The 14445-nt window shown below is 54.1% G+C and carries 12 protein-coding genes; 6 read left to right on the top strand and 6 right to left on the bottom strand.

The window, feature by feature from the left end; genetic code table 11:
• Positions 1-4: 4 nt before the first annotated feature.
• The 5 genes from JL719_RS03265 to ssb all read right to left on the bottom strand — a co-directional run bounded on the left by JL719_RS03265 (position 5) and on the right by ssb (position 3696).
• Positions 5-217, bottom strand: a complete 213-nt coding sequence (locus tag JL719_RS03265) for a hypothetical protein (protein WP_033155967.1) — start codon at positions 215-217, stop codon at positions 5-7.
• A 340-nt stretch (positions 218-557) separates the two neighbouring features.
• Positions 558-1559 carry a YqaJ viral recombinase family nuclease gene (locus JL719_RS03260; RefSeq protein WP_033155966.1) on the bottom strand — a complete coding sequence of 334 codons (1002 nt, stop codon included), beginning with the start codon at positions 1557-1559 and terminating at the stop codon, positions 558-560.
• Positions 1556-1891, bottom strand: coding sequence for a hypothetical protein (locus tag JL719_RS03255; RefSeq protein WP_026600260.1), 336 nt, complete (start codon positions 1889-1891; stop codon positions 1556-1558). The genes JL719_RS03260 and JL719_RS03255 overlap by 4 nt, the downstream gene beginning before the upstream one ends.
• A gap of 175 nt (positions 1892-2066) precedes the next feature.
• Positions 2067-3122 carry a phage recombination protein Bet gene (gene bet, locus JL719_RS03250; RefSeq protein WP_033155965.1) on the bottom strand — a complete coding sequence of 352 codons (1056 nt, stop codon included), beginning with the start codon at positions 3120-3122 and terminating at the stop codon, positions 2067-2069.
• Between the two features lie 145 nt (positions 3123-3267).
• Positions 3268-3696, bottom strand: a complete 429-nt coding sequence (gene ssb / locus JL719_RS03245) for a single-stranded DNA-binding protein (protein WP_033155964.1) — start codon at positions 3694-3696, stop codon at positions 3268-3270.
• 380 nt (positions 3697-4076) lie between these two features.
• Here ssb and JL719_RS03240 point away from each other — a divergent pair, with 380 nt between their 5' ends.
• Together JL719_RS03240 and JL719_RS24490 are read left to right on the top strand one after the other, a co-directional pair.
• On the top strand, positions 4077-4754 hold the full coding sequence (locus tag JL719_RS03240) for a hypothetical protein (protein ID WP_033155963.1): 678 nt from the start codon (positions 4077-4079) through the stop codon (positions 4752-4754).
• On the top strand, positions 4751-4951 hold the full coding sequence (locus tag JL719_RS24490; protein WP_033155962.1) for a DUF7706 family protein: 201 nt from the start codon (positions 4751-4753) through the stop codon (positions 4949-4951). Before JL719_RS03240 ends, JL719_RS24490 begins: the two co-directional genes overlap by 4 nt.
• 9 nt (positions 4952-4960) lie before the next feature.
• On the opposite strand, the gene JL719_RS03235 is transcribed toward JL719_RS24490, so the two are convergent.
• Entirely contained in the window at positions 4961-5101 is a 141-nt protein-coding gene (locus JL719_RS03235; RefSeq protein ID WP_165385913.1) for a hypothetical protein, read from the bottom strand.
• A gap of 279 nt (positions 5102-5380) precedes the next feature.
• Here JL719_RS03235 and JL719_RS03230 point away from each other — a divergent pair, with 279 nt between their 5' ends.
• From JL719_RS03230 to JL719_RS03215, 4 genes are read left to right on the top strand one after another with little or no spacing between them, the layout of a single operon-like run.
• Positions 5381-6442, top strand: coding sequence for a DNA cytosine methyltransferase (locus JL719_RS03230; protein ID WP_225892998.1), 1062 nt, complete (start codon positions 5381-5383; stop codon positions 6440-6442).
• 18 nt (positions 6443-6460) lie between these two features.
• Positions 6461-6955: a very short patch repair endonuclease gene (locus JL719_RS03225; protein WP_051669799.1), complete on the top strand. Its 495-nt coding sequence runs from the start codon at positions 6461-6463 to the stop codon at positions 6953-6955.
• Positions 6927-10073: a DISARM system SNF2-like helicase DrmD gene (gene drmD, locus JL719_RS03220; RefSeq protein WP_033155960.1), complete on the top strand. Its 3147-nt coding sequence runs from the start codon at positions 6927-6929 to the stop codon at positions 10071-10073. Before JL719_RS03225 ends, drmD begins: the two co-directional genes overlap by 29 nt.
• Positions 10070-14434, top strand: a complete 4365-nt coding sequence (locus tag JL719_RS03215) for an Eco57I restriction-modification methylase domain-containing protein (RefSeq protein WP_033155959.1) — start codon at positions 10070-10072, stop codon at positions 14432-14434. Before drmD ends, JL719_RS03215 begins: the two co-directional genes overlap by 4 nt.
• Positions 14435-14445 lie beyond the last annotated feature (11 nt).

The following is a 14445-nucleotide window of genomic DNA, read 5'->3' as shown; positions in this document are numbered from 1 at the left end:
ATGGCTAGCGCAACTGCATGACGCAGTACATCGCCCATTCGGCGCGGGCCAACAGCTCCCGATCCATCAAACGCAGGATGCGCTGAATGTCGCTTCTCAAACCGGGGTCCGAGAGTTGACCGTGCAGATCCAGCAACAACCGCTTTTTGGCCTGGATGTCGTTGCTATGCGCAACGTTCAACCAGCCGTGCAAGGTTTTCCAAAAGTCGTGATTCATAATGACCTCCTTCAATGATTAAAAGGGGTCATCGAGTCCCGTGAGGGTGATGAACCCCAACGGGACAAACTAAACACACCAGGCTTGACGCACCTGGCACACGAGCAAACGCTCATGCCGCTTAACAACGGAACGCCGGTCGAATCCGGATTCGGGATTCCACGAAGGGAATGCCTGAACGATGCGGGTTTTGGGTTGGACTTTTCTTAAAGCCCAGCCTAAAACCGACAGGCCTAAACTGAAGGATTCCATGAGGTATCCGGCGTCAACTCTCGTAGCCGACCGTCATCATTCAACATCCCGTAACCACCAGGGTTACAGGATGTCTCGAAACGAACCCTCAAAACCAAAAGTCCACACCCACCAGGTCTTTCAAGGCTTGGGCATCGAATGGCACTTCGGCATGTTTACCGTCGTCGTCCCGGCAGGTCACGCGAATTCGCGTGGCAGATGGTTTGCGATAGACCTCCAGCACCGCAGCCTGAACATCCGGTTGCAAGGCTTGGAGTGCCGCCTTGTAATCAATAGCACCCTGGCTTTGAAACCGAGTGATACGCAACCCGGAATGCTCTGCGGCCACGTAATCACCCATTAGCAACACCAACGTGTTTTCAATGGCCGCCTGATTAGCCTCCAAGGTGGCTAGCTCCGCTTTCAAATCCGCGATTTTCACGGCACGATTGCGATAACTCGCCGCCAGATGTTGCCATTGCTGTTCCGCATGACCTTTGGGTAAGTACAAATCGCGTTCAGGGTCCTTACTCGGCTCCTTTTTGGACTTGACCGCCGACCAGAAGTCCATCGCGGACTCGACCAGGGCGGTGAGAAAGTTCTCATCGCGCTGAATTTCAAACTCGATGTCCTGGCCTTGGTGATAGAAAAACAAAAAGCCGCGTTGCGCTTCGGATACCAGCAGTTGCTGTTGCACCTGGCACCAATACAACTGATAGGCAGCCGAGGCTTCCCGGTTTAACAGCACATCCAAAAACGTGGTTTCGTGCGGACATTTGATTTCCACGGGCTCATTCGCGTCGGATAAGCCGTCGAAAGAAGCCCGCATCAACGGATACTGTTCCGACTCGCCGCACAGCGGCAACAACATCAGATCGTGTTTATCCTCGAAGCGTTGCAAAGCTTCAGGCTCCTGCTGGATACCAGCGCGGATCAACGGGTTGTTGTCCAGACTGGCTTCCAGTACCAAGCCAATTTTCTCGGCCCAGAGCCGCCAATAGCTTTTGTAGGGCGAGCGGTTCATGACAATAGCCGCTTCACTGGCACTGACGCCTTGTGAACGCCAATGCCGCCATGCAGTGGACCGTTGCGAAACGTCGACGACGTTCATTGCCAGGCATCCGGTAACTGAATGTGGCAGCCTAACCGCAACGAAGGCACGCCGCGTTGGGTTAAATGCTGTTCACAGCGCTTGGCCCAATGGAAATCGGCAAATAGCAACAACACGGCATCCGCAGTTGGCAATACCAAGCCGCCAAAACTTTCCACCAAATGGTGTAATTCCGCTTTAGAGGGTTTGTCGACCTCTGCCACGGCTACACCCGGTTTAAAACTGCGTTCTAAAAAGCCGCGCCCATGTCGGCGAATCACCGTGGGTGAGTCGTAACGCCGCCAGTCGGTATGACAGGGCAGCCGATTTAACGATTGATCGATTGCATTCATGATCTCTCCTTAACTAAAACTCAGAGCATCATGAATCCCCACACGGGCGAGTCATGACGCCCTGAAGGGGTGGTAGTTGAATGTGATGGATGCTGAAATCCAGCACACATCAATATGAAAATGGCCTAGCCGATTGCGTGATTAAGCAACAGGACAGCCCTATACAGTGAAATGACTAACGGTTGGTACTCAAAGCCTGACGCGCCTGCGTCATAGCCATGTCCTTCGCTGTCAATGGCGGCATGGCCGTCGCTTCAGATTGTCCCAATGCCGGTGTGGTCCTGGGTTCAACCTCCGATACTTTGTCTAACTCGGCCAAGGCAAAGGTCAGATCGATGCCTTTGAACTTCTGATTGGCATAGTCGTAGGCTGCTTTCCAGGCACCAGCCGCCGCAGTACGTCTAACCAGTTCAGCGACCGCTTTTTGCACTTTGGGATGGATTTGCGACAGATCGATGACACGGTTTGCGTCAATGCCAGCATCGCCCCCAAAAACGTGATCGTCACTGTCAACCTCTGCTGCATTCAAAACTGTGGCACTACCATCGATCACACTACCATCGGCAATATCGTCAAGGGTTTTGCCATCCATTTCCTCGGCGGCATAACCGCATTCCTCCGGAAAGGCTGCCCTGAGCGACGCCGCTTTACCGCATTTGGATAATTGCCCCTTAGGGCGTTTGATCCACATGGCGGTTGGCACTTGCGAGTGTTTACCACCGGCCGTGCTATAAGCCTCCAGCCAGTAGACTTCCTCGGTAAAGGCGCAACGTTTGCCGGCGACGATCCGGTACACAGTAACCGCCACCCATTCGGGAAAGGTCACGGTGACACTGGATTCCTGCCATTGCTCGTTGTCGTCCTTGTAGCGACCGGTAAAGGTCTTGGTGATATCAGGCCCCCAGACGGGTCTGTCCATGCCGGCCCAAACACCGGTTCGGGACGCGGTGGTCTGGATTTCCATGATGGACGGCCAGACGGTTTCGACATTACGGCCTAAAGCGGCACTCCACATCGGTACGATATGCACCGGCTTTTTGAAGATGTCGAGCTTGCGGGCCTTGCAATAGTCCAGCGCCATCAGGATGGCTTCCGGGGTTTTCGCCGTGGGGAAAGTCACTTCTGTCAATACCTTCCACGACTGCTCGGAAATGCCATAGCCCTGCTGGGCTGCCATTGGCATGGGTAAGTCGCGCGACTTAGGCGGATAGTTTCGATTTTGATTGCTCATGGTGGGTCTCCTTAAAAAAATGGGAACGCCATGGCCCCAACGGGGATAGTCGTCCCCTTTGGGTTGAAATACCGAAACAGCGAAGACTGGTCGGCAGTGATTTAAAATTTACCCGCGCTTGCGGCAGTTCATGTGTCGCCTGGGTTTAGTTGAGCGGCATATCGGCATACTCATCATCCCAATCGGCGTCTTCTGATGCCGGGTTCGATGACGAACCGTTTACCGATGCAGGCGCTGTTGGGCGATCGAGTAGTTGCAACTCATGCACAACCACTTCCGTGCGATAACGCTTTTCGCCGTTCTTATCCCATTGCTGGGTGCGAAGAGTGCCTTCCACATAGATCTTGCTGCCTTTCTTCAAAAGATCGCCGGCGGTATCGGCCAGTTTTTTAAAAAACACGACCCGATGCCATTCAGTTCGTTCCTGTTTGGCGTTTTTTGCATCTTTCCAAACCTCACTGGTTGCCAAACGCACTGCCACGACTTTGCCGCCGTTATTCGGTAAATAGCGAATATCCGGATCGGCGCCGAGACGGCCCAGCAAGATGACTTTGTTTACACCACGATTGGCCATGATGATGTCCTCCTATCGGCCGCGCCCGACCATTGAAAATAAAACCCACCTGCGCGGCGATGAGTCACATCCGGCAGGCACATTACCGGCTAGGAATACGCACTCCCAGACAGGATGAAAATCTAAAACACAACCATCACATCAGGCTTGACGCACCTGACACGCCGATGGATAACCACCGTCGCCGCTTAAAAACGGAACGCCGACCAAAGCCGGATTCAGATGTGAAAAATCACAACATGAAAGGTGTTGCTATTGGAGCAGATTTTTTCGAAAGTTCGTTCGTGAAATCGCAATAATTAGCGCGATTTCGCGACCAGGACAGAAATAAAGACGCCGTATCATCTGCCCCTGATGAAATCATGCAAATAGGTACTGACATGGCAGAAATACAGGTACGGGAAAAAAGCAAGCGACCTCATATCAGTCGGCCGATATTCGAGCGCACATTTAACATCAACAGCGAACAAGCCATTCGCGTCATCCGCAACAGTTATAACCGGTTGATGGTTTCGTTGTATGCGATCGACGTGATCCTGCGCATCATCGGTCGGGAAGAAACCGTCGATGAAATCGAAAGCATCGTCGGTCAGATGATTGCCGAATGCGCGGAGCAACTGCAGCAGGAAAAACTACGGTTAGAAAAACTCAAAGCCGACAATGGCATCACCGAAACGCCGAAGTACACGCACCCCAGGGAGTTTGTGGCTAAAATCGCTTCGCCGCAGATTGCGCAATTCGTCGAGTTGATTCGATTGCTGGATCAATTGATGATTGTGATGGACACCTTGTGGCTATGCCAGGTCATCTCCAACAAACACTGCATTGATGCCCGTTACCAGTGGCAGCAGCGGTTGCAGCGACTAGCCAATAAAATTGTGACAATGGAAAGACATGCGCATCAGGCGGCATATGAACAAGGCCATGGTGAAGAGCTTAGATTGGCTCGACAAGAGTCAGGACTGTTGGCTGAGCCGGGACGAATCTACGAAGACGAGGATTCAATGGTTGATGACAATGAATTATCTCCAAGTTCGGAAAAGGTCGGCGATCGATGACTGCTAATACCAATGAAATATGCTTGAGGGTGCCGCTATCCGAACAGGAGGCTTGGGATTTGGCGCAATTTCTAAAGCGAGCTGGGTTTGCCGATTTTCGAAGTAACGCGGTCGATGATGAGGAGGCCTATCGCATGCTGGCCGTGACCCAAATGATCAGAAGAAACCTGGAAGTACATGGAATAAACCCAAGGTAACCTGAGGCCTCATTCACCGATCAATTTTTTGATGCTGTCTTGACTCATTGTTGATAGGGTCAGCTTTTCAATTTCCTTGGCTTTCAGATCCAAGGCCTGGGGTTTACCCAGTTCCAGTAGCTTAGCGATGACCAGCTTGTCGGATTTCAAAAAAATCCTTGAGTGTCATTTCTTTCACACGAACGGTATCGACGCCACTCATATCTTTATGGTTTGCCGGGTCATTTACAAGAAGAATTGAATCGATATCAGCTATCAATGGCAGTGGGGAGTTACAGAGACTGGCAAGACGAATTCGTATGTAAATAGATTACGGTAAAACATGCGTTTAAATTTTCAGTTCTGTCTCATTCCAGATATTGATGTATATTTCTAAAATTTTAGCTATTGAAATTACAATCAGACTGATTTTGGAATTTACGTAATAGAATGATGCCCGATGACTATCCTGTAAATTTGGCTTGTGTCGATCTCTTCTGTGGAGCAGGCGGACTCACGCACGGTTTCACCTTGGAGGGAATTCCCGTCGTAGCAGGGATCGACCTAGACCCCGCTTGCCGTTTTCCCTACGAGACTAACAACACGGCCAAGTTTTTGGAGCGCGACATCAGCCAAGTCACGGCCAATGAGATCAATCAACTGTTTGGGAATTCAGAACTGAAAATCCTCGCGGGTTGCGCGCCTTGCCAACCGTTTTCCACCTATGCTCAGCGTTACGAGTCAGACGGTATCGACGGCAAGTGGGGGTTGCTCTATCAATTCGGACGCTTGGTCCGAGAGTCTCACCCTGATGTCATCACCATGGAAAACGTTCCGACAGTCGTCAGACATCAGGTTTTCCATGATTTCGTGGCGGAATTGAAGGATCTGGGGTATCACGTCTGGTATGACGTCATAGATAGTTCGCTATATGGCGTCCCGCAGTCTCGTCGACGTATGGTTCTTTTGGCATCCAAATTCGGCGAAATCCGAATGATCGAACCGACACATCCAAAACCCAAAACCGTCGAGCAGGTAATTGGCGGCTTGCCCCCCATTGAGGCGGGTCAAGCTCATCGAGACGATAAACTGCACATTGCTTCCACACTCACGGAAAAAAACCTACGACGCATTCGAATCTCCAAACCGGGCGGCACATGGCGCGACTGGCCTGAACACCTGAGAGCAGACTGTCACAAATCCAAGACAGGCAAGACCTATCCCAGTGTCTATGGTCGCATGGAATGGAACAAACCCGCTCCGACGATGACCACTCAATGTTATGGTTTCGGTAACGGGCGTTTCGGTCATCCAGAACAAGATCGTGCGATTTCCTTACGAGAAGCTGCAATCCTACAGAGTTTCCCCGAGAACTATTCCTTCTTGCCCGAAGGTGCCAAAGTCAGCTTCAAGGCTCTGGGACGTATGATCGGTAATGCCGTCCCCGTCGAACTTGGTCGTGCGATAGCAAAGAGCATCACCCATCATTTGTCGACCGCACTACCCAACTGACTGATTTGGATGGCATCCATGGGACGAATCCAATCTTCGTCACCAGAAGCCAGCATTCGGATGACGAAGGTCCGCCAGACGGGCACAAAAGCCGAAATGGCTTTGCGAAAAGCTTTGCATCGGTTGGGATTGAGATATCGAGTCAATTACCAAGTGTTGAAAAGGCCGCGTCGGGTCGCTGATTTGGCTTTTGCCAAGCTCAAAATTGCGGTGTTCGTCGATGGTTGTTTCTGGCATGGTTGTCCGGAACACGCGAGCTGGCCCAAGAGCAATTCGGAGTTTTGGCTGCAGAAGATCGAAGCCAACCGGGCTCGAGATGCCGATACCGATGTCAAGTTGAAAGAGATTGGCTGGACCGTGATTCGTATATGGGAACACGAATGCCCGGAAATGGCAGCCAATGCCATCAAAACGATCATAGATACCAAAAGGAACGAGGCTAAAACCAGTCTCGTCCAAAATTACAATAGTGAAGACGACACAGATGGAACTAATAAACGAAGCTGTCGATGAAAATTCTAAAATCTATGCCACGCCACCCGAACCAGGCCAGCTGGTGGAAGTCAGGCGCCGCCAATGGGTCGTAGCGGACGTAGTATCGTCCCAGTTGGCCAGCCACCACGCTCGACAAAATCTGGTGACCCTGTCGTCGATCGACGAAGACGGCCTCGGCGAAGAGCTGGAAGTCATCTGGGAAATCGAACCCGGTGCTCACACTATAGAACGCGCCGGGCTGCCTTCGATTTCCGGCCAGGACGATCCCGACACCTTGGAAGCCTTTCTCGACGCGGTACGTTGGGGCGCTGCCACCAATGCCGATCGCGGCTTCCTTCAAGCCCCTTTCCGTAGCGGCGTCAGCATCGAAGACTTCCAACTCGATCCCTTGGTCAGGGCCATCGACATGGCCCGCGTCAATCTATTGATCGCCGACGACGTGGGTTTGGGTAAGACCATCGAGGCGGGCTTGGTCATTCAGGAGATGTTGCTCCGACATCGGGCGCGCTCGGTATTGATCGTCTGTCCGGCCTCGTTACAGGAAAAGTGGCGAGTCGAGATGCTGGAAAAATTCGGTCTCGAACTCCAAATCGTCGATACCGCCTACATCAAACAATTGCGCCGCGAGCGCGGCATCCACGCCAATCCGTGGACTTCACATCCCCGACTGATCACCTCCATGGACTGGGCGAAATCGGGCGAGGGTCTACGCCTGATGCGAGACGTCCTGCCCCCGCACATCGAGTTCCCGCGTAAATTCGACATCTTGGTGGTCGACGAAGCTCATAACGTCGCACCCTCGGCCGGGGCGCATTATGCCCTGGAAAGCCAACGTACTCGGTTCATCCGCGCCATCGGTCCGCATTTTCAACATCGATTGTTCCTGACGGCGACGCCTCACAACGGCTATACGGAATCGTTCACCTCCTTGCTCGAATTGCTCGATGATCAGCGCTTTGCGCGCAACATCCTGCCGGATGAAAAACGGCTTTCGCAAGTCATGATTCGGCGGCTGAAGAGCGATTTGGTCGATGCCGATGGCAATCCCCTCTATCCCAAACGGGTCTTGCAGCCCTTATTGGTGGGCTATACGGACGAAGAAAGGGCCATTCACAAGAAACTCGACGACTATTGCGCCAGCCGCGAACAATATGCCGCTGGAGAAGGCGATGCCTTTGGGACGGCCTTTACCAACCGCTTGTTGAAGAAACGTCTGTTCTCGTCGCCCGCTGCTTTTGCGTCGACCCTGGAAAAACACATCGCCAGCCTTTCCGGTGCGGGTAATCGGCAAAGGCGAGACACGATGGCCGAACGCATTTTGTACAAAGCCATACTCAAAGTCGAAGAAGACTATGCCAACGACGAAGAGTATGAAACTGCCCAAGCCGAAGCCGTCGAAGAGGCTTCTCGGCGCGCCCCCGAACTCACCCCGGAACAACGTCGGTCATTGGATGAACTCAGGACTTGGGCGCAGCGTGCCAAGAATCAAGCCGATTCCAAAGCCAAGGCCGTTCTGGCCTGGTGCCAAGAACATCTGAAAACGAACGGTGATTGGAACGACAACCGCGTCATCCTGTTCACCGAATACCGCACCACCCACCAATGGTTGCATGAAATCCTGGCCAGTCACGGTTTCGGCGGCGAGCGACTCGAAATCCTTCACGGCGGCATGGACCACGACGAACGGGAACGCATCAAGGCCGCCTTCCAAACCTCGCCGCGCGATTCCGCCGTACGGATATTACTTGCCACCGACGCCGCATCCGAAGGTATCGACCTCCAGAATCACTGTCATTGCCTGATCCACCTGGAGATTCCTTACAACCCCAACGTCATGGAGCAACGCAACGGCCGTATCGATCGTCACGGGCAACGACACAAGGAAGTGTCGATCTGGCACCCCGTCGATGGCGGCAATGGCGAGGACAAGGTCGGTGGTCACGCCGAGGACATCATTCGGGCACTACGCAAACTCGAATCGATGCGCGCCGACATGGGCAGCGTCAATCCAGTCATCGCGCCGCAAATGGCCGGCTTGATCGAGGGTTCCGCCGAGGAACTCGACACACGGATGGCGGAAGCGAAGATAGCCAGCGCCCGCAAGTTCGTGAAGGCCGAACGACAACTCGAGGAACGCATCGCCAAGTTACACGAAAGGCTCCTGGAAACGCGTCACGACTTCCATCTCACACCTCGGCACATCGAAATGGCGGTCAAAACCGGACTGAAGCTCGCCGGCAAGCCGCCGCTAGAACCCATCGACTTGGATTCCGCGCCGCTAGGCACGGTCTTCAAAATGCCCGCACTGGCGGGTACCTGGGCGCGATGCCTCGAAGGTCTGCGGCATCCGCATACCCAGGTCACCCGACCCATCACCTTCGATCACGAGGTCGCCAATGGCCGGGACGACGTGGTACTGATCCACCTCAATCACCGCCTGGTTCAGATGTGTCTGCGCCTGTTGCGGGCGGAAATCTGGGCTCAAGACGACGTCAAAAAACTCCACCGTGTCACGGTCCGTAGCGTGAGCGAACCCGAATTCACTGAAATCGCTGTCGTAGTGATTTCCCGGCTGGTGATCACCGGCGGCAATCATCACCGCTTACACGAGGAATTGACCTATGCGGGCGGTTATCTGCGTGAGCAGGGCTATAAACGTGAAGAGGGGGTGAAGCGGATCGAAGCCTGGTTGGAGCAGACTCAGCAATCCATGGTGAATGAAGCGGTTTTGGAATTGCTACGCTCGCGTTTCGAGCGTAGCGAAAATGCACTGTTGCAAACCATCGATGCCCGTTCCAAGGATAGGCTCAAGCACTTGATCAACACCCTGAATACCAGAAAAGACCGAGAGATCGACGACATCACCAACGTCCTATCCGAACTCGAAAAGGCCATTCAAGCCGAATTGCACAAAGACGAACAGCCTCAACAATTCGACCTATTCAGCGATGACGAGAAAACCCAGCTCAAACGCGATCTCGGCGCGTTACGCGCGCGTCTGGATGGCATTCCCCAGGAACGCCAGCGTGAAATCCAAGCCATCGAGGCCCGCTATGCCGATTTCACCGACCGAACCTTCCCGGTCGCGGTCGTCTTCCTGGTCCCAGCCGCCATGAGCGTTGAAGGACGAGCATGAGCTTCAACGATACCAATACCGAATGGTTGTCACTGATCGAAATCTCCGGTCCCTTCCTGGCGGTGCCGGTACTGAAAGAGGTATTCCCGCAGGGCCTCGAACAACTGGATGCCAACAAACGCAAACGCCTACGCCAAGCCTATGAGGAATGGCGTGACGGCCTGGAAAACGACGACCCGCATTTTCCGGAATTACATCAGGCCTGGATAGACGAAGTGTTGGCCCGTGGTTTGGAATTGGACGAAGACGGACGCGGCGATGTCTTGAAGCGTAGCTCGGCCATTCCCGATGAACTCATCGTCGATTTACCCGAATACGGAATGAAACTGGTGCCCGATGCCGCCGTGATCGACGAACAGAGCGGCAATGCTCTGATGTTGGTCCAAACCTTCCCGGTCCACACCGATCTGGAAGCCACCAGTAAGCGTGATGGTTGGGCCACCAGCCCGGCGGAAAGGATGGTGAACCTCTGCCGCAAAACCGGATGCCGCTTGGGATTGCTCACCAATGGTGAACGCTGGATGCTGGTCGATGCACCGGTCGGCGCCGTCACCACCTTTGCCAGTTGGTATGCCCGTTTGTGGGGGCAAGAACCGGTCACGCTGCAAGCCTTCGTGCATCTGCTCGGTATCCGCCGTTTCTTCGTCGACGAGTCGGAACGACTGCCGGCGTTGTTCGATCGCTCGCTGAAACACCAAGACGAAGTCACCGAAGCCCTCGGCGAACAGGTCCGTCGAGCCGTGGAAGTCTTGATCCAGGCCTTGGACAAAGCCGACCTGGACCGAGATCGAACCCTGTTGGCCAACGTTTCGACCGCCGAAATCTACGAAGCCGCACTGACGGTGATGATGCGCTTGGTGTTCCTGCTATCGGCCGAAGAACGCGGTTTGTTGCTGTTGGGTGACGAACGCTACGAAGCCCACTACGCCTTGTCCACGTTGCGGATGCAGTTGCGTTCAGACAGCGCGGAAATCCTGGAAAGACGCTGGGATGCCTGGTCGCGATTGCTGGCATTGTTCCGCGCTGTCTACGGCGGCATCGAACACGAGAATCTGCGCATGCCGGCCTTGGGTGGCTCGTTGTTCGATCCCGACCGTTTTCCGTTCCTGGAAGGACGGGACAAACACAGCCAATGGCGCACCGATCCCGCCAAACCATTGCCCATCGACAATCGCACCGTCTTGTTGCTGTTGGACGCGATCCAGCAATTCCAAGGTCGCACCTTGTCCTATCGGGCACTGGACGTGGAACAGATCGGTTACGTCTACGAAGGCTTGCTGGAACGCACCGTCAAACGCGCCAAGGACGTCACTCTGGAATTGCGTGCTACCAGCACTGCCAAAGTACCTTGGGTGACCCTGACCGAACTGGATATTGCGCGAAAAGCCGACGATGAAAAACTGGCCGACTTACTCCGCGAACGTTCCGGCAGTTCGGCCAGCCGTATCCGTAACGACCTGGCAAAGGCCGTCGACGACGTGTTGGCCGACAAACTTTTGACCGCATGTCACGCAGACGTGGCGTTGCGCGATCGCGTCAAACCCTACGCAAATCTGCTGCGTGTCGATCCCTGGGGTTACCCGTTGGTCTATCCCACCGGCTCATTCATGGTCACCACCGGTTCCGACCGGCGTGAGACCGGAACCCATTACACCCCCAAATCCCTGACCGAAGCCATCGTCACCGAGACTCTTACGCCTGTGGCCTATGTCGGCCCGGCGGAAGGCAAACCACGCGAAGTATGGCAACTCAAATCGGCCGCCGAACTGCTGGATCTCAAGATTTGCGACCCGGCCATGGGTTCAGGTGCGTTCTTGGTGCAAGTCTGCCGCTGGTTGGCGGAACGCTTGGTAGAGGCCTGGAGCCAAGCGGAATCGGCAGGCAAATACGTCACGGTCGACGGCGAGGTTCGCGACGCGGTTACCGACGAGGAATCCTTGCCGAGAGACGACGAAGAACGCATCGTCATCGCCCGCCGCCTGATCGCCGAGCGCTGCTTGTACGGTGTGGACTTGAATCCATTGGCGGTGGAACTCGCCAAACTGTCGATCTGGTTGGTGACGCTTGCAAAAGGACGGCCGTTCGGCTTTCTCGATCACAATCTGCGATGTGGTGACAGTCTGCTGGGCATCCATCGTCTGGATCAACTCACCGAACTGAGTATGACGCCGGGTCAAAAGAACACGCAGATGCGCATCTTCGGCCGAAACATCGAACAGGCCGTGGCCGAGGCCATCGAACTGCGCAAACGTTTACGCCAAATGCCGATTCGGGACATTCATGACGTGGAAGCGATGGCCAGGCTAGATACCGAAGCCAAAGCCAAACTCGAAGCACCGGAACGGATTGCGGATGCATTCGTCGGTGAAGTGTTTAGGACGGGCGGGAATCAAAATGCTCTCGATGCGGCGTTGATGACCTTGTCCATCGAGGCAGAGCAGTATTTGCAAGGAAATACAGATGCCAAAAATCAGTTGAGACGACGAGCGAACTTCGGCTTATCGATCGATCTACCCGATGATAAAAATTCACGCCAACCGTTCCATTGGCCATTGGAATTTCCGGAGGTCTTTAAGCACGAGCGCGGTGGCTTCGACGGCATCGTCGGCAATCCACCCTTTCTAGGCGGGCAGCGCATCACCGGCGTCGCGGGCACTGCTTTCCGCGATTGGCTGGTTGATCATATCGCAGAGGGGAGGCGTGGCTCGGCGGACCTAGTTGCCTATTTCTTTCTGCGGAGTTGGAGTCTGCTGCGCGATAGTGGTGGTTTCGGACTGCTAGCAGTCAACACCATCGCGGAAGGTGACACGCGGCAGGTCGGGCTGGAGGCCATGGTCGGCGCGGGCGTCGTAATCTATGCGGCTTACCCGAACGAAGCCTGGCCCGGTAAGGCAGCAGTCGTCACCAGTCGCGTGCATGTTCATAAGGGAGATTGGCGCGGCGGACGTTCGCTGCTCGGGCGACCGGCTCCCTTCATTTCGGCTTTTCTGTCCGATCAAGAGGAATGGAGTCCGATGCGTCTAAAAGCCAACGAGGGTATTGCGTATCAGGGCTCGATCGTGCTTGGCATGGGCTTCGTGCTCCTACCCGATCAGGCTCGCAGGATGCTGGATGCCGATCCGAGGAACGGCGAAGTGATCTTTCCCTACATCAACGGCGATGATCTCAATTCAGACCCTGAGCAGAAGCCGAGCCGCTGGGTGATCAACTTCTGGGATTGGCCGGAAGCGAAGGCGAGAACGTACAAGCTACCTTACGAGTGGTTGGAGGTGAACGTGAAAGCGGAGCGCCTTGCCAATAAGGATAAGGGAGCACGCGAAAAGTGGTGGTTGTTTCTCCGGGCAAGATCTGAGCTTTATCATGCCATCGGTCGTGGTCGCGATTTCGAACGTCACCCGGTGGGCTGGTCTTCAGAAACTTGCCAGATGGAAAGTGTGTTCTGCCTGTCGCGAGTCACAAAGTTCATCGCTCCTGCAGTCACGCCTTCAAACTATGTGTGGTCTGACAGCATGGTTGTTTTCTGTTCCGATTCATTTGCACTTCTGGGGCTTTTGTTTAGCCAGTTTCACGAGGTGTGGGTTCGTAAGAATGCTTCTCGTCTAGAAAGCCGACTGAGATATACTCCGAGTGATGCTCTTGAGACGTTACCGCTCCCACTCGTATTTCCTGACGATCTGGGTACCATTGCCAGACGATTTTTGGATAGTCGAGCCGCAGTTTCCAGAGATTTTGGAATTGGTTTGACGGATGTCTACAACCGCATCCATAACGACACCGATCGCGATCCTCGCATTGAAGCGCTGCGTGAGTTGCAACGCGAAATAGACACCACCGTCATGAGTGCCTACGGTTGGGATGACCTTGACCTCGGTCACGGTTTCCACGAAGTGCCATATTTGCCGGAGAACGACCGCGTCCGCTTCACCATTTCGGAGCCTGCACGTGTCGAAGTCTTACGGCGACTGTCGGAATTGAACCGTCAGCGTTACGAAGCAGAAGTCGCTGCCGGGTTACATGGAAAATCTAATACCAAGATCAAGTCGACTCCTAAATCAAAGAGCAAACCTTCATCGGTGCAGCAATCTATTCAAACCAGTTTGTTTGATACGCCTGTTCCATCGCCTGAGCCTTCAGCTTCATCTCAAAGTTCCAAGCGCGGTAATTCTTGGGGTTCGAACGCATCCGATCAAATCCTCGCCTGGCTCGAAGCTCACAAAGGTTGGTTCACGAAATCAGCCATTTTGAATGGTTGTGGTGCCGACCCGGGTTGTTGGAGTGACGCACTAAATGAATTGATCAGCGATGAATTCGTGGAAACTCAAGGTGACGAATCATGCATGAAATTCAGAGCCAAACCATAAATGATTGAAAC

The sequence above is a fragment of the Methylomonas sp. LW13 genome, assembly GCF_016865255.1.
In the GTDB taxonomy this organism is placed as follows: Bacteria; Pseudomonadota; Gammaproteobacteria; order Methylococcales; family Methylomonadaceae; genus Methylomonas.
Note: the sequence above shows the minus strand (reverse complement) of the source record. Positions and strands in the feature narration are given on the sequence as shown.

Excerpts from the sequence above, each read along its gene's own strand:
- JL719_RS03265 (WP_033155967.1), bottom strand. The coding sequence starts at position 217 with ATGAATCACGACTTTTGGAAAACCTTGCACGGCTGGTTGAACGTTGCG.
- JL719_RS03260 (WP_033155966.1), bottom strand. The coding sequence starts at position 1,559 with ATGAACGTCGTCGACGTTTCGCAACGGTCCACTGCATGGCGGCATTGG.
- JL719_RS03255 (WP_026600260.1), bottom strand. The coding sequence starts at position 1,891 with ATGAATGCAATCGATCAATCGTTAAATCGGCTGCCCTGTCATACCGAC.
- bet (WP_033155965.1), bottom strand. The coding sequence starts at position 3,122 with ATGAGCAATCAAAATCGAAACTATCCGCCTAAGTCGCGCGACTTACCC.
- ssb (WP_033155964.1), bottom strand. The coding sequence starts at position 3,696 with ATGGCCAATCGTGGTGTAAACAAAGTCATCTTGCTGGGCCGTCTCGGC.
- JL719_RS03240 (WP_033155963.1), top strand. The coding sequence starts at position 4,077 with ATGGCAGAAATACAGGTACGGGAAAAAAGCAAGCGACCTCATATCAGT.
- JL719_RS24490 (WP_033155962.1), top strand. The coding sequence starts at position 4,751 with ATGACTGCTAATACCAATGAAATATGCTTGAGGGTGCCGCTATCCGAA.
- JL719_RS03230 (WP_225892998.1), top strand. The coding sequence starts at position 5,381 with ATGATGCCCGATGACTATCCTGTAAATTTGGCTTGTGTCGATCTCTTC.
- JL719_RS03225 (WP_051669799.1), top strand. The coding sequence starts at position 6,461 with ATGGGACGAATCCAATCTTCGTCACCAGAAGCCAGCATTCGGATGACG.
- drmD (WP_033155960.1), top strand. The coding sequence starts at position 6,927 with ATGGAACTAATAAACGAAGCTGTCGATGAAAATTCTAAAATCTATGCC.
- JL719_RS03215 (WP_033155959.1), top strand. The coding sequence starts at position 10,070 with ATGAGCTTCAACGATACCAATACCGAATGGTTGTCACTGATCGAAATC.